The organism is Pseudomonas sp. NPDC089428 (assembly GCF_044749325.1).
Classification (GTDB): domain Bacteria; phylum Pseudomonadota; class Gammaproteobacteria; order Pseudomonadales; family Pseudomonadaceae; genus Aquipseudomonas.
In genome coordinates, this window is sequence record NZ_JBIVHT010000017.1 from 33,616 (window position 1) to 51,744 (window position 18,129).

At 57.4% G+C, this 18,129-nt stretch carries 15 protein-coding genes; 10 read left to right on the top strand and 5 right to left on the bottom strand.

What is annotated here, in order from left to right; genetic code table 11:
- Positions 1–146 precede the first annotated feature (146 nt).
- Complete coding sequence (locus tag ACIPZ5_RS23470; protein ID WP_016500979.1) at positions 147–314, top strand: DUF2897 family protein; 168 nt, start codon at positions 147–149, stop codon at positions 312–314.
- Positions 315–715: 401 nt separating this feature from the next.
- Here ACIPZ5_RS23470 and ACIPZ5_RS23475 read toward each other — a convergent pair whose 3' ends face one another.
- From ACIPZ5_RS23475 to rfbB, 3 genes are all read right to left on the bottom strand, one after another.
- Entirely contained in the window at positions 716–1,048 is a 333-nt protein-coding gene (locus ACIPZ5_RS23475) for a ComEA family DNA-binding protein (protein ID WP_343599551.1), read from the bottom strand.
- Between the two features lie 186 nt (positions 1,049–1,234).
- The gene (gene rfbA, locus ACIPZ5_RS23480; RefSeq protein ID WP_400810847.1) at positions 1,235–2,137 is read right to left on the bottom strand and encodes a glucose-1-phosphate thymidylyltransferase RfbA; all 903 of its coding nucleotides are present in this window, start codon (positions 2,135–2,137) and stop codon (positions 1,235–1,237) included.
- 66 nt (positions 2,138–2,203) lie between these two features.
- Positions 2,204–3,277, bottom strand: a complete 1,074-nt coding sequence (gene rfbB, locus ACIPZ5_RS23485) for a dTDP-glucose 4,6-dehydratase (protein WP_343599547.1) — start codon at positions 3,275–3,277, stop codon at positions 2,204–2,206.
- Positions 3,278–3,674: 397 nt separating this feature from the next.
- Between rfbB and ACIPZ5_RS23490 the strand changes: the two genes are divergently transcribed.
- From ACIPZ5_RS23490 to ACIPZ5_RS23525, 8 genes are all read left to right on the top strand, one after another.
- Positions 3,675–4,466 (top strand): ABC transporter permease, encoded by a 792-nt coding sequence (locus ACIPZ5_RS23490; protein ID WP_343599545.1) that lies wholly within the window; start codon positions 3,675–3,677, stop codon positions 4,464–4,466.
- A 13-nt stretch (positions 4,467–4,479) separates the two neighbouring features.
- Complete coding sequence (locus ACIPZ5_RS23495; protein WP_400810849.1) at positions 4,480–5,133, top strand: ABC transporter ATP-binding protein; 654 nt, start codon at positions 4,480–4,482, stop codon at positions 5,131–5,133.
- Between the two features lie 53 nt (positions 5,134–5,186).
- Positions 5,187–6,293: an ABC transporter permease gene (locus ACIPZ5_RS23500; protein ID WP_400810851.1), complete on the top strand. Its 1,107-nt coding sequence runs from the start codon at positions 5,187–5,189 to the stop codon at positions 6,291–6,293.
- Positions 6,286–7,377 (top strand): polysaccharide biosynthesis/export family protein, encoded by a 1,092-nt coding sequence (locus ACIPZ5_RS23505; RefSeq protein WP_400810853.1) that lies wholly within the window; start codon positions 6,286–6,288, stop codon positions 7,375–7,377. The genes ACIPZ5_RS23500 and ACIPZ5_RS23505 overlap by 8 nt, the downstream gene beginning before the upstream one ends.
- Positions 7,378–7,463: 86 nt before the next feature.
- Positions 7,464–10,961, top strand: a complete 3,498-nt coding sequence (locus ACIPZ5_RS23510) for an HAD-IA family hydrolase (protein WP_400810855.1) — start codon at positions 7,464–7,466, stop codon at positions 10,959–10,961.
- Between the two features lie 91 nt (positions 10,962–11,052).
- On the top strand, positions 11,053–11,892 hold the full coding sequence (kdsA, locus tag ACIPZ5_RS23515; protein WP_400810857.1) for a 3-deoxy-8-phosphooctulonate synthase: 840 nt from the start codon (positions 11,053–11,055) through the stop codon (positions 11,890–11,892).
- A 23-nt stretch (positions 11,893–11,915) separates the two neighbouring features.
- On the top strand, positions 11,916–13,202 hold the full coding sequence (kdsB, locus tag ACIPZ5_RS23520) for a 3-deoxy-manno-octulosonate cytidylyltransferase (RefSeq protein WP_400810859.1): 1,287 nt from the start codon (positions 11,916–11,918) through the stop codon (positions 13,200–13,202).
- Positions 13,203–13,570: 368 nt separating this feature from the next.
- Positions 13,571–14,758, top strand: a complete 1,188-nt coding sequence (locus ACIPZ5_RS23525; protein ID WP_400810861.1) for a tetratricopeptide repeat protein — start codon at positions 13,571–13,573, stop codon at positions 14,756–14,758.
- A 139-nt stretch (positions 14,759–14,897) separates the two neighbouring features.
- Here the strand turns inward: ACIPZ5_RS23525 and ACIPZ5_RS23530 are convergent, their stop codons facing one another.
- Positions 14,898–15,830 carry a KpsF/GutQ family sugar-phosphate isomerase gene (locus ACIPZ5_RS23530; RefSeq protein ID WP_343599529.1) on the bottom strand — a complete coding sequence of 311 codons (933 nt, stop codon included), beginning with the start codon at positions 15,828–15,830 and terminating at the stop codon, positions 14,898–14,900.
- 441 nt (positions 15,831–16,271) lie between these two features.
- Between ACIPZ5_RS23530 and ACIPZ5_RS23535 the strand changes: the two genes are divergently transcribed.
- On the top strand, positions 16,272–16,550 hold the full coding sequence (locus ACIPZ5_RS23535) for a hypothetical protein (RefSeq protein WP_400810863.1): 279 nt from the start codon (positions 16,272–16,274) through the stop codon (positions 16,548–16,550).
- Between the two features lie 820 nt (positions 16,551–17,370).
- Here the strand turns inward: ACIPZ5_RS23535 and ACIPZ5_RS23540 are convergent.
- Complete coding sequence (locus ACIPZ5_RS23540) at positions 17,371–18,117, bottom strand: outer membrane beta-barrel protein (protein ID WP_343600315.1); 747 nt, start codon at positions 18,115–18,117, stop codon at positions 17,371–17,373.
- Positions 18,118–18,129 lie beyond the last annotated feature (12 nt).

Sequence of the window (18,129 nt, forward strand, 5' to 3'; positions counted from 1 at the left end):
GTAAACGAAGTGGCACAGGCTTTGGGGGCCGCGGGTCAACGGAATTGGCCCGGCAAGGCGCGGAGCCTATAATTGAACCAACGGAACCGGCGATTGTTCAATATTTGTACACGTACTGCCCCGTGATGTTTACAGGAGAACACACAATGCCCTGGTATGCCTGGCTGATACTCATCATAGCCCTCGGGTCGATCGTTGGCGGGTTGATGATGCTGCGCGATACGGCAAAAAAACTGCCCTTGACTGATGAGCAACTGCGCAAGGTGCATGAACGCAATGCCGAGGCCGATGCCAAGGATGCGCAGGACCGCTGAACCCAAACGCATTGCCTGGCACCGGCTTCGCCGGTGTTCGCGGGGCAAGCCCGCTCCCACAAAAGACCGTGCCGCTTTTCTGAAATTGACCAACACACCTGCCCCTGGCTAGATCGCAACAGCTGAAGCCAATGCAATCCCCCTGTGGTAGCGGGCTTACCCGCGAAGGGCCTGCACAGGAATCACAGCACCTGAAGCACATGGAATCCTGTGGCAGCGGGCTTGCCCCGCGAAAGCGCCAGCACAGGAACCACAGCACCTGAAGCACATGCAATCCCTGTGGGAACGGGCTTGCCCCGCGAAGGGCCAGCACAGGAACCACAGCACCTGAAGCACATGCAATCCCTGTGGGAGCGGGCTTGCCCCGCGAAGGGCCGGCACAGCAACTAACTAAGCCGCGCTCACTCCACCATCAGCTTGGCCCGATTGCGCTCCAGCAAGGCATTGCCAATGCCTTTGATCTCCAGCAGTTCATCCACCGAAGCAAACGGCCCGTTGGCCTCCCGATAAGCCACGATCGCCTCGGCCTTGGCCTTGCCTATGCCATTAAGCTCACGCTGCAAGGTTGGCGCATCGGCCTTGTTCAGATCGACCACGCCCGCAGGCGCTTGCACTTGGCTGACCACCGGCACCGGTTCCTTCGGCAAGGTGGCGGCCCCCGGCGCGGCGCTGATGGAAAACGACAAACCGGCAAACAGCGGCAGCAGCAGGTAGTTGAGGACGGTATTGCGCATGAAGGTCACTCCTGTGAGTTAGGTTTGAATGCAGCAAGCTCCTTGGCTGCCCTTTCAAACTAGCGGCTCACAGGCCATTGGCCCAGCAACTGGCGCGAGGGAATAGTTACCAGATTAGACGTCACAACATGTTGCACGCCCAGCGAGAAAAACCTCCCACAACAGGCGTGCACATAACCTACTGCCTCAGAAGATCGTATCGCGCAGCACCCGTTGCAGGTACTGCCCATAACCGTTCTTGGTCAGCGGTGCAGCCAGCCTGGCCAGCTGCTCGGCGTCGATCCAGCGCTGGCGGTAGGCAACCTCTTCCGGGCAGGCGACCTTCAAGCCCTGGCGGCGCTCGATGGTAGCGATGTAGCCGCTGGCTTCGAGCAGCGAGTCATGGGTGCCGGTGTCGAGCCAGGCATAGCCACGCCCCATCACTTCAACCGACAGCTGCTCGCGCTCCAGGTACAGGCGGTTGAGGTCGGTGATCTCCAGCTCGCCACGCGCCGAAGGCTTGAGCCCCTTGGCCATCTCGATCACATCCTGATCGTAGAAGTACAACCCGGTCACGGCATAGTTGGACTTCGGTTGCTGCGGCTTTTCTTCGAGGCTGATGGCCTTGCCGGTGCTGTCGAACTCCACCACCCCGTACCGCTCTGGGTCGGTCACGTGGTAGGCGAACACACTGGCGCCTTCGCGCCGCCCCATGGCGTCCAGCAGCAACGCCTGGAAGTCGTGGCCATAGTAGATATTGTCACCCAGCACCAATGCCGACAGGTCGTTACCGATGAAGTCCTCACCAATGATGAACGCCTGGGCCAGGCCGTCCGGCGATGGCTGCACGGCATAGGTGATGTTGATGCCCCACCGGTGACCATCACCGAGCAACTGTTCGAAGCGCGGCGTGTCCTGCGGGGTGGAGATGATCAGGATGTCGCGGATACCCGCCAGCATCAGCGTGGTCAGCGGGTAGTAGATCATCGGCTTGTCGTAAACCGGCAGCAGTTGCTTGGAGATCGCCAGGGTGGCCGGGTGCAGGCGGGTGCCTGAGCCCCCCGCCAGAATGATGCCTTTGCGATTGAGCGTGGTCGTGTCAGTGTTCATGTCAGTAGATTCCGTTCAGACGGATGAGGCGTGTGCGTAGCCATCTTTTTGCCATTATCGGCAAGCCTAGCATTGGCTACGTGCCGCGTAGTTCTTCTCGACCCATTCGCGGTAGCTGCCCGACTGCACAGCCGCCACCCAGTCCGCGTTGGCCAGGTACCATTGCACAGTCTTGCGGATACCGGTGTCGAAGGTTTCCGCCGGTTTCCAGCCCAACTCGCGCTCGAGCTTGCGAGCATCGATGGCGTAGCGCCGGTCATGGCCGGGGCGGTCCTGCACGAAGCTGATCTGGCTGGCGTAGGGTTGGCCGTCAGTACGCGGGCGCAGCTCGTCGAGCAGCGCGCAGACACGGTGAACGATGGTCAGGTTGGCCATCTCGTTCCAGCCGCCGACGTTGTACACCTCCCCTACCCGCCCTGCTTCCAGTACTCGGCGGATGGCGCTGCAGTGGTCCTTGACATACAACCAGTCACGAATCTGCTGGCCGTCGCCATACACCGGCAGCGCCTTGCCGCCCAGGGCGTTGACGATCATCAGTGGGATCAGCTTTTCGGGGAAATGCAACGGCCCGTAGTTGTTCGAGCAGTTGGTGGTCAGCACCGGCAAGCCATAGGTGTGATGGTAGGAGCGCACCAAGTGGTCACTGGCCGCCTTGCTGGCCGAGTACGGGCTGTTGGGTTGGTACTGATGGGTTTCGGTGAACGCCGCCTCGTCGGCCTTGAGCGAGCCGTACACCTCGTCGGTGGAAACATGCAGGAAGCGGAAAGCGCCCTGTGCAGTCTGGCCCAGGCCCTGCCAGTACGCGCGCACCGCCTCGAGCAACTGGAAGGTGCCGACCACGTTGGTTTCGACGAATGCCTGCGGGCCATGGATGGAGCGGTCGACATGCGACTCGGCGGCAAAGTTGAGCACCGCCCGTGGTTGATGCTCGGCCAGCAGGCGCAGCACCAGCGCGTTGTCGCCGATGTCCCCGTGCACGAACACATGCTGTGGGTTGCCTTCCAGGCTGGCCAGGCTCTGAAGGTTGCCGGCGTAGGTCAGCTTGTCCAGGTTGATGATCGTCTCGCCCGACTGGCTTACCCAATCGAGCACGAAATTGGCGCCAATGAACCCGGCTCCGCCGGTAACCAGAATAGTCATGGGTCAGGTCGTTCCCGTACTGGCCTAATGAATGATGGCGTTAGTGTAAACGTGATTGCCCCTGCCTCAAGCGTTCAGTCGCGCATTCACAAAGGCCGGATAGCCGGCATGCCGACAACGGGGCAAATCCGACATACGGCAAAGTGCCTGTATCCGCACCGTTCACAGCAAAGATGAAACACGATCAACGGCGAAAATAACACCTCAAGCGGCCTGAACTTTCCTATTCAAACGTGGTACATCCTTGACGCTTATGCCTTCCCGCGCTTAACCTCCCGCCCCTTAGAACATGGAAGTCTCCGGAACATGCCCAGGCAAAATGCCAGGGGGCTCGGGCCTTTCCTGAAGATGAATTCCGGCGTGCCTTGGCGCGCTGCTTTGCTTTGCGGTTACCATCTTGAAGCCTCGTTCCTCCCTCCAGATCCAGAAATCGGTCATCTTTGCCCTCGTATTGCGTGAGGCTCGCTCCCGGCTCGGCGACCACCGCCTGGATGCCGTGTGGCTGCTGCTGGAACCGATCTGCCACCTGCTCGTTTTCTCCCTGCTGTTCGGCATGCTGCGCGGGCGCACCGTGTCTGGCGTCGAGTACCCGGTTTTCATTCTGGTCGGCATGGCGCCCTTCCTGCTCTACCGCAACACCGCCCTGCGCCTGATGGACAGCCTGCGGGAAAACCGCCCGCTGTTCGGCTACAAACAGATCAAGCCACTCGACACCTACGTCGCCCGGGTGATCGTCGAAACCTGCATCGCCGCCACCGTGTACGCCATCATCGTGTTCGGCTTTGCCTGGTACGGCTTCGACATGTCGCTGCACCACCCCTTGCAATGGGTCGCCACCCTGGCCCTGGGCCTGCTGTTCGCCTTCGGCCTGGGCATGCTGCTGGCCCTGGTCACCCACGCCCTGCCGAGCCTGAGGTTTGTCATCCGCATGGCGTTCTTCCCGCTGTATTTCATCTCGGGTGTGCTGATCCCTGCTGCCTACCTGCCGCAGGCCATGATGCCGGTGCTGTTGCTCAACCCCTTCCTGCACATCGTCGAGCTGATCCGCGCCGAGGTGTTGCCGCACTACACCCCGGTCGATGGCGTGTCCACCACGTACGTCATCGCCTTCACCACGGTTTTGCTGTTCCTGTCCCTTGGGGCCTACCGCGCCCGCAGGATGCACCTGATTTCCACCAAGAACGGTTAAGTACAGGCCACACGTGTTCGAGCTCAGAAACGTCACCAAGTCGTACCTCACGCCCAATGGCCGGCGATATGTCTTTCGCAACCTGTCGCTGGCCATTCCGCCTGGCAAGAACATCGGCCTGATAGGCCGCAACGGCGCCGGCAAGTCGACCCTGATGCGCCTGCTGGGCGGCGCCGATGTGCCCGACTCCGGCACCATCGTCACCGACCGCAGCATCTCCTGGCCAGTGGGTTTGACCGGTGGCTTCCAGAACAGCATGAGCGGGCGCGACAACATCAAGTTCGTCTGCCGCATCTACGGCGCCACCGGCGAAGCCATGCGTGAAAAGATCCGCTACGTGCAGGAGTTTGCCGAAATCGGCGACTGGATCGACGAGCCGATCAAGACCTATTCCTCGGGCATGCGCTCGCGCGTGGCCTTCGGCCTGAGCATGGCATTCGACTTCGACTACTACCTGATCGACGAAGTGATGTCGGTGGGTGACGCCCAGTTCAAGCGCAAGTGCGCCGACGTGTTCAAGGAAAAGCTGCAGAAATCCAACGTGGTGATGGTTTCCCACTCCATGCCGGAAATCGAAAAGCTCTGTGACGTGGTGCTGCTGGTACGCGATGGCGGCATCCAGGTGTACGACGACGTCGCCGAAGGCATCAAGGCCTACAACAGCTGATCACCCCTCTTCCAATTAAGCAGCACCGTTCCACATCAAGGATGCATCCAACTATGAGCAGTACGGGTAACAAGAAGGGCTGGCGCCTGGCGTTGGCCATGGTGGTCCTGCCAATGATCCTGGCCGGCGTGTACTACGGCATCTTCGCCATCGACCGCTATGTCAGCTCCGCCCAGGTGGTGGTGCGCCAGGACGGCAACAACCAGGGCGCCCAGGTGCCCGGCCTGGCCACCCTGCTGACCGGCGCCAACCCAGCCTCGCGCGAAGAAACCCTGTACCTGCGCGAATACATCACCTCGATGGACATGATGCTGCTGCTGGAAAAGAAGCTGCACTGGATCGGGCAATACGCCGCCCAGCGTAGCGACGTATTCTTCTGGCTCGACAAGGACGCCCCGCGCGAAGACCTGCTGGAGTACTACCAGCGCATGGTCTCGGCCCGCTACGACGAAACCACCGGCCTGTTGCGGGTAGAAGTGCAGGCCTTCACCCCTGAGCTGTCCGAGCAGATGCTGCGGGTGATCCTCCAGGCCAGCGAACACTTCGTCAACGAAGTGAGCCACAACATCGCCCGCGAGCAGATGAAGTTCGCCCAGGGCGAGCTGGAAACCGCGCGCATCAACTACGGCAAGCGCAAGACCCAGCTGCTGACCTTCCAGAACGACAACAAGGTACTGGACGGTGGCAACACCGCGCAGAGCCGCGCCACCATCATTGCCGACCTGGAAAGCCAGTACACCAAGGAACAGGCCGCCCTGACCGAAATGTCCTTCAAGCTGCGTGGCGACGCCCCTCAGGTACGCCAGCAGAAGCAGAAGGTCGAAGCCATCACCCAGCAGCTGGCCAAAGAAAAGCGCCTGCTGGTGTCGTCGCCGCAAGGCTCGCAGCTGAACGTGGTCGCTTCGCGCTACCAGCAGCTGATGCTGGACGCCGGCATTGCCGAAGAAACCTACAAGACTGCCGTCGCCGCGCTGGACAATGCCCGCATCGAAGCGAGCAAGAAGATCCGCACCCTGGTGACCGTGGTCAGCCCCAACACCCCTGAACTCGCCCTTTACCCAGAGCGTTGGTACAACCTGGCGACGATTCTGCTGGGCCTGCTGATGCTTTACGGCATTACCCGCTTCATTCTGGCTTCGATCGAGGATCACCGTGATTAATTCCCTGGCTGTCTCCAAGCGCTTCAACCTGAAACTGGCAGCACTTGCCCTGGCAACCCTGGGCCTGGCCGGTTGCGGCGGCACCCTGTCGGGCGCAGGCCCGTACAAGGGCACGATCGAAAGCAAGAACGAGGCGTACAACCTCGTCGACATCAATGCCAGCAACATCGCCCCGTACATGTTCGGTGCACCGCGCCCTGCCCTGGCCAGCGTCACCAAGCCGGTATCGGCGGAAGTGCGCCTGGCCTCGGGTGACGTGCTCAACATCCTGATTGCTGATACCGCGCCAGAAGGCTCTGCACTGTTCGCACCGCTGGCCACTGGCGGTACCCAGCTGAAAACCCGCGTCGATGCTCAAGGCATGATCTCGCTGCCTTACGTTGGGCGTGAATTCGTCGCCGGCATGACCCTGAACGAAGTCGAGCAGATGATTCGTCGCAAGCTCAAGGGCATTACCACCGACGTGCAGACCCACGTCGACCTGGTGGGTGACCTGTCGGGTTCGGTGCTGGTTGCTGGTGCGGTGAAGACCCCAGGGCGCTTCAGCACCCTGCAAGGCCCGCTGACCCTGCTGGATGCCGTGAACCAGGCCGGTGGCCCGGTGCTGGAACCACACCTGGTCAATGTGACTGTGCGCACGGGTGATCAGGTGCAGCAGTTCAACTATGAGGACGTGCTGGCCGGTAACAACATGGTGCTGCGACCGAATTCGGAAGTGGTGCTGGACCGTGCGCGTCAGCGGTTCGTGGCGATGGGGGCAGTGAGCGAGCCAGGCTTGAAAGACCTGCCTAGCCAGAACACCAACCTGCTGGATGCGCTGGGTAGCGTGGGCGGCCTGCGTGAAGCGAATGCCAACCCAGAAGGCGTGTTCGTGTTCCGCATGGGTGATTCGGCCAATGGTAAACCGACGGTGTTGCGCCTGGATATGCGTGATCCGGCGGCGATCTTCTATGCGCGGCAGATTGCGATCCGACCTGACGACACCATCTACGTAACTAATTCCGCAGTGTATGAATGGCAAAAAATTATCTCGCCAATCGTACAGACCATGCTGCTGGGCCGTGCTACTGGCGCATACAACTGATAGCCCGTAACTGAACGGCTTGAAGCTTCGTTTATGATCGAGCCTCGCGCGAAGGACCTGCGCGAGGCTGATACACGAGATATGACATGAATATTATTTTCTTCCTAGAGCCTGCAATTGAACTAGGCAACCCTGTATTCCGCTACCCCACGCTGCGCGGCTCCATCATCTCGCAGGTCGTAGCACTGAAGAACGCAGGTGCTAACGTACATTGCATCATGAGCACCGCTGTAGCCGAGCACGCCCTGCGCGATGGGCACATGAAGGCACTGGGCACCGTTTCTGTCATTGATCCTATTCAATGGACTGAAGGTGAAAACTCGTATGAACGCTCTCTCCGCCACCAAGACGGAACGTTCCGTGAAGGTGAAGTTGATAGGCTGACAGCCCTTATCAAAGAAGGCCTACCAGAAGGTTTCACCCCGGACATGGTATTGGTATGGGAAACGCCAATGCCTTATTTACAGTCCGTTTTCCCCGAAGCACGCATTATGTACCAAATGCCAGGCTTCTTCTCTCGCGCCCCGTATTCAGAGCTGATTTCTTTCGACGATGGGTTACTGAAAGACAGTAGTAACAGCGCTTTTGATGCCTGCACACCAGAAGAACAGGTAGCTATTCAGGAACTGCGCGAATATGAGCGACGCTTCCTCAACAGCGTTGCACCAACTAAAGTCGCTCTCGGCGAAGCCAAAAAGCGCTTCCAACGTGTCGTCTTGCTGCCTCTGCAAATCGACAATTATTTCATGATCAACTCCGTGATTGGCAGAAAAAGCCAATTTGACGTCCTCATCGAAATCCTTGAGAAGCTACCGAGTGACTATGCTCTTCTGGTCACCAACTACTGGTCGGGCCAAACGCGAAGCGCCGTGCTGACGCGCCAAAATATCGAGTACCTACGCGCTCGCTACAGCAACTTTGTCTACATCGAATCGTTCGACAACATTCCATCGGTGTCGCAACTTATCGTGCCAGACGTCGATGGTGTTATCACCATTTCCTCGTCGCTTGGCTACCAAGCGGCATTTTGGCAGAAGCCACTTCTGACGCTTGGCGACAGTCACATATCCAAATTTGCCTCGGCCTCCAAACTTCAAGCGTTTCTTGCCCAGATCTCTGCTCGCGAAACGCCGAGCCGAGACAGTGCAATTATCGCGGCCATCAAAACGCAGCACATTCCAATCCAGCACATTTCCGCTGAAGGCGACCGATACCTGAACTGGTTGCAAAAAGCTCGCGAAATGAAAGCCGGTAGCTTCCCTGACTGGACGAATGGTGTGGATTTCGCCGAGTATCTGAAGAAATTCAGACGAGAAGAGGACTACCTCAAGCAACTCGGTTATTCCGCGCGCGTCAACAATGAGTCGTCCATTGACCACTGCGTCGAACTGTCTCATCAAATTGCAAAACATCCCGTTATTTCGTTCGACATCTTCGACACCCTGCTTTACCGCCCACTGAAATCCCCATCCGACATGTTCACCATGATGGAAGAGGAAGTTCGTGCCATTTGCGACATCCCTTCGCTCAACTTCAAGAATGCACGGCGTGCAGCTGAAAAAGCCGCCTTTGAAGCAGCAATCGCCCGCGGCGAAGGCGAGACGCACATCGACCACATCTACCATGCATTCTCCCAACAGCAGGGAGTCAGCTTTGACATTGCAAACAAAGTCAAAGAGCTGGAAATGCAGACAGAAATGGACATTCTGTATCCTCGGTCATCGGGCTTCAAAGCGTTCAATGAAGCAAAAAGCCTCGGACGCCGAATCATTCTAATCTCTGACATGTACCTCCCAAAATCATTCCTGGAGGAGGTACTGCACAAAAATGGCTATACGGGCTACGATAAGTTCTATGTATCCTCGGAAGCCAAAGTCAAGAAGCACAACGGCCGCCTCTTTGACTATGTCCTCAAAGACCTGAATATCCCTGCCAAAAATATTCTGCATGTTGGCGACAACCTTGCTGCCGACGTTATCAAGGCAAAAGATCGTGGCATCAAGCCTTTCCACTTGGTAAAAGCATCTGAAGTATTTGCCGAGTGCGATAGCTATACGATTCCCTGGAAACGTGACGAAGAACGCCATGCCCTGGATTGGCAGATGATGCTGGCAATCATTGGCAACAGATTCCACGACAACCCATACCTGCCACATCGCCGCGGCACCCTGTTCTGCGGTGAGGCATGGCGACTTGGCTACGCCGCTCATGGCCCCTTGCTGCTTGGCTACGTCAAATGGGTGATGGAAAAAGCGATTCGCGATAAAGTGGATCGTCTTTATTTCCTTTCCCGCGACGGCCTCATCATGAAGGAGGCATATGATCGCATTGCCAAGCTTTACCCAGATGCACCCAAAAGCATTTATCTGCTGTGCTCGCGCCGCGCTGTAAACCTGGCCAAGGTGAAAGATGTAACGGGAGTAATGGATCTGCTGCATGTGGATTTCTCACGCACAACTCTCCGACACCTGCTGACTACTCGCTTTGGCCTGCATGTTTCCGAGATCCCGGAAGACGTCCTGGCGCGCCACGATCTTACGTTGGACACCGTGGTAAGCAATAAGCATCAGGAGATGCTGAAGCCCTTCTTTATTGAAATGCTTCCGGTCATCTTGAGCACTGCGGAAAAAGAAAGATCCAATTACCTGTCCTACCTCAAGCAAGTAGGCCTGCTGGACGAAGGCAATGTCAGCATCGTAGACATCGGCTACGCCGGCACAATGCAAGAATCGCTGTATCAACTTACCGAAAAACAGAAGCTGTTTGGCGGCTATTACCTGATTACCTTCAGGCAGGCGCTGAAGCGTGTTGACACCTATGGCATGCCAAGCCGTGGCTACCTGGGTGAGTTTATCGACAGGCATGATACTTTCCACCCGTTCTGCAAGTTCGTCCCTCTTTATGAGACGCTGTTCAGCAGCAAGGACAGCTCATTCATTCGGATGGATCTTGACTGGAACAATGAACTGACACCGGTCTTCATGGAGCGCTTCCCTGCTGAAGCTCGCAGGGAGGAAGTGGTTCACATGATCCACAGCGGCGCGTTGGACTTCATTGATGAAACCTGTGCAATTCTGGGCCGCCGACTGCCTGCCATTGATATCGAGCCAAACAAGTCTCTTAGACTGCTTGACCGGTTCTTTAGCGCCCCGCACCCTGTCGATGCTCAGATCTTCAGTGGCGTCGTCTTTGAAGATGCCTATGGTGGTGCCGGGCTTAAGACCATTCTTCCGCCCCCTGACAAAGTAGACGAGAACTGTGTCTGGAAGGCAGGCATGGCGTCTATCAAAGGACACCTTGAAGCACAGAAAAAAGCAGCAAACACAGCACCTGCGGCCAAGGGTGCCAATGGTATTGGCAATGCCGCAAGATCAGAGCTGCAGGTTCAACCGCTCAAGCACCTTCAAAACGAACACAAGCCAAAGTTTGAGCACAAAGTTATTCAGTGGCTTGTTCGCAGGACCTCGAACGATCGGAAATTTAAAAAATTCCAGGAAACACCTGGTAAGTTTTTTGCCGACTCTAAAGCGGCACATGTACGCATCATAGGAAACATCTACATGCGCCGTTATGTAAAGCCTTAACATGACGTAAAACTCTAACTAGCAGAGAGGGGCCTTCGCCCCTCTCTCTATTTTTAACGCTATTAGCGGCGACAAATTCACGAGTAATATCATGAAAATCGCACCTCACATCACCTGCTCTAACTCAGCGCCATTTGTTCTATTTGGCGGCATCAACGTGCTCGAATCCGAGGACCTGGCCCTGACTGCCTGCGCCGAGTACGTTCGGGTTACCGAGAAACTGGGCATCCCTTACGTGTTCAAGGCCAGCTTCGACAAGGCCAACCGCTCCTCGATCCACTCCTACCGTGGCCCGGGCATGGAAGAAGGCCTGCGCATCTTCGAGAAAGTGAAAGCCGAGTTCGGCGTGCCGATCATCACCGACGTGCACGAGATCCACCAGTGCGCCCCGGTCGCCGAAGTGGTTGACGTGCTGCAGCTGCCCGCCTTCCTGGCCCGCCAGACCGACCTCGTGGTGGCCCTGGCCAAGACCGGCAAGCCGGTCAACATCAAGAAGCCACAGTTCCTCAGCCCGTCGCAGATGCAGAACATCGTGCACAAGTTTAAGGAAGCCGGTAACGACCAGCTGATCCTCTGCGACCGCGGCACCTGCATGGGCTACGACAACCTGGTGGTCGACATGCTCGGCTTTGGCGTGATGAAGCGCACCTGCGACAACCTGCCAATCATCTTCGACGTCACCCACGCCCTGCAGAACCGCGACCCGTCCGGCACTGCCTCCGGTGGCCGTCGCGAACAGGTGGTCGACCTCGCCCGCGCCGGCATGGCGGTTGGCCTGGCCGGCCTGTTCCTGGAAGCCCACCCGAACCCCGACCAGGCCAAGTGCGACGGCCCGAGCGCCCTGCCGCTGGACAAGCTGGAGCCGTTCCTGGCACAGATCAAGGCGTTGGATGATCTGGTCAAAGGTTTCCAGCCACTGGTTATTTCGTAAGCCCGGCAACAAGGACTGCAAGCATGGCAACTTCTGAACAACGGGTCGCGATCGTCATCCCGGCCCGCTACGGCTCCACCCGCCTGCCGGGCAAGCCACTGGCCGATATCGCTGGCAAACCGATGGTGCAGCATGTTTACGAGCGCGCACTGCAGGTTGCCAATGCGCAGGTCGTGGTCATTGCCACTGACGACGAGCGAGTTGCAGAGGCCGTGCGCGGCTTTGGCGGCGTGTGCGTGATGACTTCGCCAGACCACCCGTCTGGCACTGACCGCCTCGCTGAAGTGATGGCCAAGGTTGATGCGGACATCTACATCAACCTGCAAGGCGACGAGCCGCTGGTGCGCCCGGCAGATATCGAGGCCCTGGCTGCCGGCATGCTGAAAGATGGCAGTGTCAGTGTTGGCACACTGTGCCACCCCATCGACGCGCATGAAGCGACCAACCCGAACACCGTCAAAGTGGTGCTGGCGGGCAATGGCAACGCGCTGTACTTCAGCCGCTCGCCCATCCCCTACCCACGTGACAGTGAAGCGGCGACCTACCTCAAGCACGTTGGCGTTTATGCCTATCGCCGCGAAGTGCTGGCCGAGTATTCCAGCCTGCCGCGGCCGATGATGGAGCATGCCGAGAAACTGGAGCAGCTGCGCTTGATGGCTGCGGGTTACTGCATTCGGGCTTATGTCGTCGAACCAACCGGCCCTGGCGTGGACACCCCCGAGTGCCTGGAGCAGGTGCGCGCCCTGATGACCGGGCAAGCGCCAGTGCCCAAACCGACGCTTGCTGATATCCGCCTGGTGATTACCGACGTGGACGGCGTGCTGACCGATGGTGGCATCTACTACGACGCGACCGGCGAATGCCTCAAACGCTTCCATGTACGTGACGGCATGGGCATGCGCTTGCTGGAAGAGAATGGCGTGCGGGTGGCGGTGCTTTCCGGGCGTGACTCGGCGACGTTGCGCAAGCGTGTAGCGGACTTGGGTGTGACGCTGTGCCAGTTTGGCGTGAAGGACAAGCTCGCGGCCTGCAACCAGCTGATGGCTGAGGCGGGTGTTACGGCAGAGCAAACCGCCTGCATCGGGGACGACTGCATTGACTTGCCTGCCTTCGCTGCCTGTGGGATGTCGTTTGCTGTGGCTGATGCTCCGGTTTACGTCAAAGCTGCCGCCACTAAGACGCTGAATGCGGCGGGCGGTACGGGTGCGTTCCGCGAAGTGGCCGACGCCATTCTGTTTGCGCAAGGCAAGGATGCGGTGCTGGGTAGCGCTGCGGGGTATGCGAAGGTCATGGCGAAGATGGCGCAGTAAAAATTCAGAATCTGATAATGCATTTCAGCTAAAGGAAGAGCGTTAATGAAAGATTCGATCCTTGATGTTAAGTTATGGCGTTAGCTGCTGCGACTAGGGACACGTGCCTGGAGCAGAAACGAATAAATGCCGCCCCAACAGCGGGCGGCGTCACCAATCCAATCTTACCTCTATCGAAACAAACACTCTGACCAAACGCGCCGCCTAGCCTGAAAATCTGACTTTTGAGCCGATGATTGACGCCCACAATCACCACCTTATACATGCCCCTCTGATGTTCTATACTGCCCCTCAGAATAAGCCTATGATGCGCAGCGCCCTTAGCAGTATCATGGCCAGCACAGCCCTCACTCAAGAAGCGCAATTACATGCCCGAAAAAAACAACTCAGTAGCATTGGAAAGTGACTTCATCAAAGTAGTTCGGGATTCCAACTCAACCAAAACCTACGTCATCTTCTCCTCTGTCGACATCGAACCAGGAAAATTCATGTTCTGGCGTGTCATGTCCCCAATACCAGGAAATAAAATTTTCCTCAACGACTCAGATAATGGTTGGTATGTTCACGGAATCCCAGGATTAGGTCGTACTGCACTTCAAGCAGCGGCATCACTACTGGAAATCATACGTAGCACATCCCCCCAAGAAGTAATTTTTCTTGGCCCCTCAATGGGCGGGTACGGAGCGATGCTTTATGGCGCAATCCTTTCCAACGAATTACATGACGTAAAAACTAGATGCTTATCTTTTGGAGGAGAGTTTCTACTTTACGGCCGAGAGACCCGAAGCGGCTCCATGGGAAAAAAAGAACAGCATAAGGGCTATGCCGATATACGCCCACTTCTCAAACAATCTAACTTATCAGTTACGCAAGTCTACGGCGACACAGACCTAACTGATATATTCCAAGCCAGCAAGACCCATGACATAGAAAATATTAAGCGCTACGCTCTGCGCGGCGGACCACATGCAGTTTCAACATTTATTGGTCAGCGCTTTGACCTGATGGGGCTAATACAGAGATTTGGTGAAACTGGAGAACTCCCCAATCTTCCTTGGTCAAATGAATTTGATCACCCGGAGTTTGGAAAGGAACTTTTTCTTGGTCATCTAGCCTTGCTTGACCGAGACAGCAAGCTTGCTTCCAACCACCTCCAGGCAGCATGCAATATGAGCCCTGATAACGCAATTGCCCGCCACAAACTTGGCATTGCACAATTTGATCTAGGCCTATATGAGTCAGCACTGAACAATCAAAACCAAGCAATACAGCTTTCTCCAAAAATGGACAATGCCTACTTTTCTCGCGGCCTAATATTTCTCAAACTAGAAAAACAAAAACTGGCAATTGAGGAATTTGAAAAATGCGTACTCCTCAACCCAAGACACATTAAGTCTCGAACTCTATTGATCGAGTCACTAATCCTAGAGAATCGCCTTGAGGATTGCGTTCAGCACGTCAACGCAATTAAAGATCGATCACCAAACAACCCAAAACTAAAAGAATTCGAACGCCTGCTCGGCCCGCTCGCTATCCGATCTAAAACCGCAGTATGATTTGACATCACCAGGGGGAGGCTGATCCTCTTTAACTGAAGCTTCAGCATGCCCAGACATTGTCTTGCACTATGAACTCATCAAGACCAGCAACCCCCACTGAAGAACCAGCAGCCCATCTGCGCTGCTGGTCTCGGTATTAGTCGAAGATTTCGACCACACCCACTACAGCCCCTTCAGCATCCGTCACCGCCAATGCACGGATCTTGTTATCCAGCATGTACGCCTCAGCCTCGGACAGTTGCGCATCTTCCTGAATGGTATGCGGCTTGGCCGTCATGAACTGGGCAACGTTTTCATGAACGATGCCTTCATTCTCCAACAGCGCCCGGCGCAGGTCGCCATCAGTGACGATGCCGACCAGTTTGTCGTCGTCCATCACCACGGTCAGGCCCAAGCGGCTACGGGTCATGACCAGCAGGCAGTCGTGGAAGTTGGTGGCCGGGGTCACCACCGGTGCCGGCGAGTGCATCACGTCACGCACGCGGGTCAGCAGCTTGCGGCCCAGGCTGCCACCGGGGTGGTAGCGGGCGAAGTCCATCGGCTTGAACTGGATGGCGTCGATCAATGCCACTGCCAGGGCGTCGCCCATGGCCATGGTGGCCAGGGTCGAAGTGGTCGGCGCCAGATTGTTCGGGCATACCTCGCGCTCGACCGAGATATCCAGCCAGATGTCGGCGTGCTTGGCCAGGGTCGACTTGCCGTTGCCGGTCATGGCGATGATTTTGTTGCCGAACGACTTCAGGCTCGGGATCAGCTTGATCAGCTCTTCGGTTTCACCGCTGTAGCTGATGAGGATCAGCACGTCGATCGGCTTGAGCATGCCCAGGTCGCCATGGAAGGCTTCGGCGGGGTGCAGGAAGAAACTTGGGGTGCCGGTGGAGGCGAAGGTGGCGACCATCTTCTGGCCGATCAGGCCGGACTTGCCCATGCCACACACGACGGTACGGCCCTGGCAGCCGAGAATCAGTTCTACAGCGCTCTGGAATTCGCCATCGAGGCGGTCGGCCAGTTGGGTGACGGCTTGAGCCTGGGCGATGAGGGCTTCTTTTGCGATGTCGAGGTGGTTCATTTTCGTCCCTGAAGACTGCAGTCAATTCGAAGCGGCGAATGGTAAGGTTTTTGTCATGTGATGCAAAGCGTTGGGGACGGGGTTTGGTGGGAAAGTGACTGGCGGGTTTTGATTGGCTGATTCTTAAGGTGAATTCAGAAGATTCCTACAGTTCAGGGGTGGAGGTGATGGGGTTGGGAAAATATCCTACGCAGTCTGTCGACAGGCGTCTGATTGTGGATGGGAAGCCTGCCCAATAGGCTTTTGGTGTCGCTGATGCTCAGTGACCGGGCGTGGAAACCCGTACAAGCATTTTGGATTCTGTCGTTAATGGCGGCTGTACGCGGGAGGCCTCGTGCCTACCGAGTTTTCCTGAATGCACTCGGGTTTCCACCCCGCGTACCGCCGCCACCCTTCCTGTGGAACGGAAGGGTGGTGTGCCAGAAGCGTTCAGGAATAGCCATGAAAAAAATCGTACCCGATCCACCCCACATTGATTTACCACTCGACAGAACCTTTTCCCGAGCCATCAGCGACAACATTGTTCCCAAGGAATATGTGCTGCTGAATATTTCCAATTACTTGATGTTTGCCTACAGCGACAGTCGCCGGGCCCTTGAGCGGGTCGAGGATGAAGAGACGCGCCAGCTGCTGATGCATGGGTTGCGGGCGATACAGATTGCCTGGGGGCAGGCGGATGCACTGGGGGCAGCTATGGAGCGCACGGGGCATAGTCAGTAAGGCTTTGTTCTATGGCAGGGCCTCAAGCGGCTGCCTGGAGATGGGGTCAGGGCTGCGATGGGTCTGCCGCAACATCATCAGCGCCTGGGAGATCGAGCGCCGCCCGCGCGGCGCTTCGCGGGGCAAGCCCGCTCCCACAGTCTGTTTCGGGCCAGTCTGTCCTGTGCCAGTTAGGGGGGCCGCCTTGGTGCATGACTGGAGATTGCATCAGGGCTACAAGGGCCTGACTGGAAAATGGGTCAGGGCTGCGATGGGCCTGCCACAACATCTTCAGCGCCTGGGAGATCGAGCGCCGCCCGCGCGGCGCATCGCGGATAAATCCGCTCCTACATTTGTTTCGGGCCAGTCCGGCCTGTGCCAGTTAGGGTGTCCGCCTTGGTGCATGGCTGGAGATTGCATCAGGGCCACAAGGGCCTGACTGGAAAATGGGTCAGGGCCGCGATGGGCCTGCCGCAACATCTTCAGCGCCTGTGAGATCGAGCGCCGCCCGCGCGGCGCATCGCGGATAAATCCGCTCCTACATTTCTTTCGAGCCAGTCTGGCCTGTGCCAGTTAGGGTGTCCGCCTTTGTGCATGACTGGAGACAGGTGGAGCTGCATCAGCGCCCACCAAGATGCATCGCCATGCCAACAAGGCGGTCCCTGTTGGCTTCACAGGAGTGATTGGCCCGAAACAAATGTAGGAGCGGATTTATCCGCGATGCGCCGCGCGGGCGGCGCTCGATCTCACAGGCGCTACATATGTTGTGGCAGGCACCTGGAAGCCCTGATGCCTTGTTATGCCAAGCACCTACAAGCCCAGACACACCCCCAACCCACCCTCAGAACGCAATCCCCAACTTGACCCCAAACTCATCGCGCTTGAGCTCGGTGTTATCCGCCAACAGCGACTTGTCCTCAAGCTCATAGTTGGAGCGAATGTAATAAAGCCCCGCCTGAATCGGGAAATTGCCCTGCTGGTTCATCAACAAGGTGATCTCGGCGTAAGGGTTGGTGCGATCCTTCATGTCGCCACTGTCATCATCAAAGCCCTGAACATCCAGATTCACCCGACCACTGAACATGTGCCGCACCCCCGCCTCTACCCGCACGGTGGACGCATCGAACTGGTGGTTGTAACCCAGCGCCAACTTGGCAAACGGTGATTCGTAGGTCAGGTCGGTGTCGAGCCTGTGTGACACCAGCTCGAAGCGCTGCCAGGTGTAGCCGGCCCCCACGATCACATCGGCAAAGTTGCGCGCATCCAGCGCCACGCGCCAACCAAGATCCAACGCACCCCGGGCATCCTTGAACTTGTAGTCGCTCTGCTCGGCGTACTTGCCCTCCGCACCCAGCTGGTACACCAGGCCGGATTCGGCGGTCATCTTGTTGCCGTAGCTGGCGAACAGGCCGCCCTCCCAGACGTGCTCACTGTGAGATTGCCTGCCACCGTGGAAGTTGAAATCGTCATAGGCGCCGACCAGGCCGACGACGAAGCGGGGTTCAGTGCTGGGGGCGGCAGTCGCCGCAAGGGGAGTGGCCATCATGGCCAGGATGCAGGTCCGGTGCAGCATCTTGGTTTTATGCATGCGGTAGGTCTC

Bases quoted from the DNA above. Each gene is read 5' to 3' on its own strand.
- ACIPZ5_RS23470 (WP_016500979.1), top strand. From the start codon at position 147: ATGCCCTGGTATGCCTGGCTGATACTCATCATAGCCCTCGGGTCGATC.
- ACIPZ5_RS23475 (WP_343599551.1), bottom strand. From the start codon at position 1,048: ATGCGCAATACCGTCCTCAACTACCTGCTGCTGCCGCTGTTTGCCGGT.
- rfbA (WP_400810847.1), bottom strand. From the start codon at position 2,137: ATGAACACTGACACGACCACGCTCAATCGCAAAGGCATCATTCTGGCG.
- rfbB (WP_343599547.1), bottom strand. From the start codon at position 3,277: ATGACTATTCTGGTTACCGGCGGAGCCGGGTTCATTGGCGCCAATTTC.
- ACIPZ5_RS23500 (WP_400810851.1), top strand. From the start codon at position 5,187: ATGAGCAGTACGGGTAACAAGAAGGGCTGGCGCCTGGCGTTGGCCATG.
- ACIPZ5_RS23510 (WP_400810855.1), top strand. From the start codon at position 7,464: ATGAATATTATTTTCTTCCTAGAGCCTGCAATTGAACTAGGCAACCCT.
- kdsA (WP_400810857.1), top strand. From the start codon at position 11,053: ATGAAAATCGCACCTCACATCACCTGCTCTAACTCAGCGCCATTTGTT.
- kdsB (WP_400810859.1), top strand. From the start codon at position 11,916: ATGGCAACTTCTGAACAACGGGTCGCGATCGTCATCCCGGCCCGCTAC.
- ACIPZ5_RS23525 (WP_400810861.1), top strand. From the start codon at position 13,571: ATGCCCGAAAAAAACAACTCAGTAGCATTGGAAAGTGACTTCATCAAA.
- ACIPZ5_RS23530 (WP_343599529.1), bottom strand. From the start codon at position 15,830: ATGAACCACCTCGACATCGCAAAAGAAGCCCTCATCGCCCAGGCTCAA.
- ACIPZ5_RS23535 (WP_400810863.1), top strand. From the start codon at position 16,272: ATGAAAAAAATCGTACCCGATCCACCCCACATTGATTTACCACTCGAC.
- ACIPZ5_RS23540 (WP_343600315.1), bottom strand. From the start codon at position 18,117: ATGCATAAAACCAAGATGCTGCACCGGACCTGCATCCTGGCCATGATG.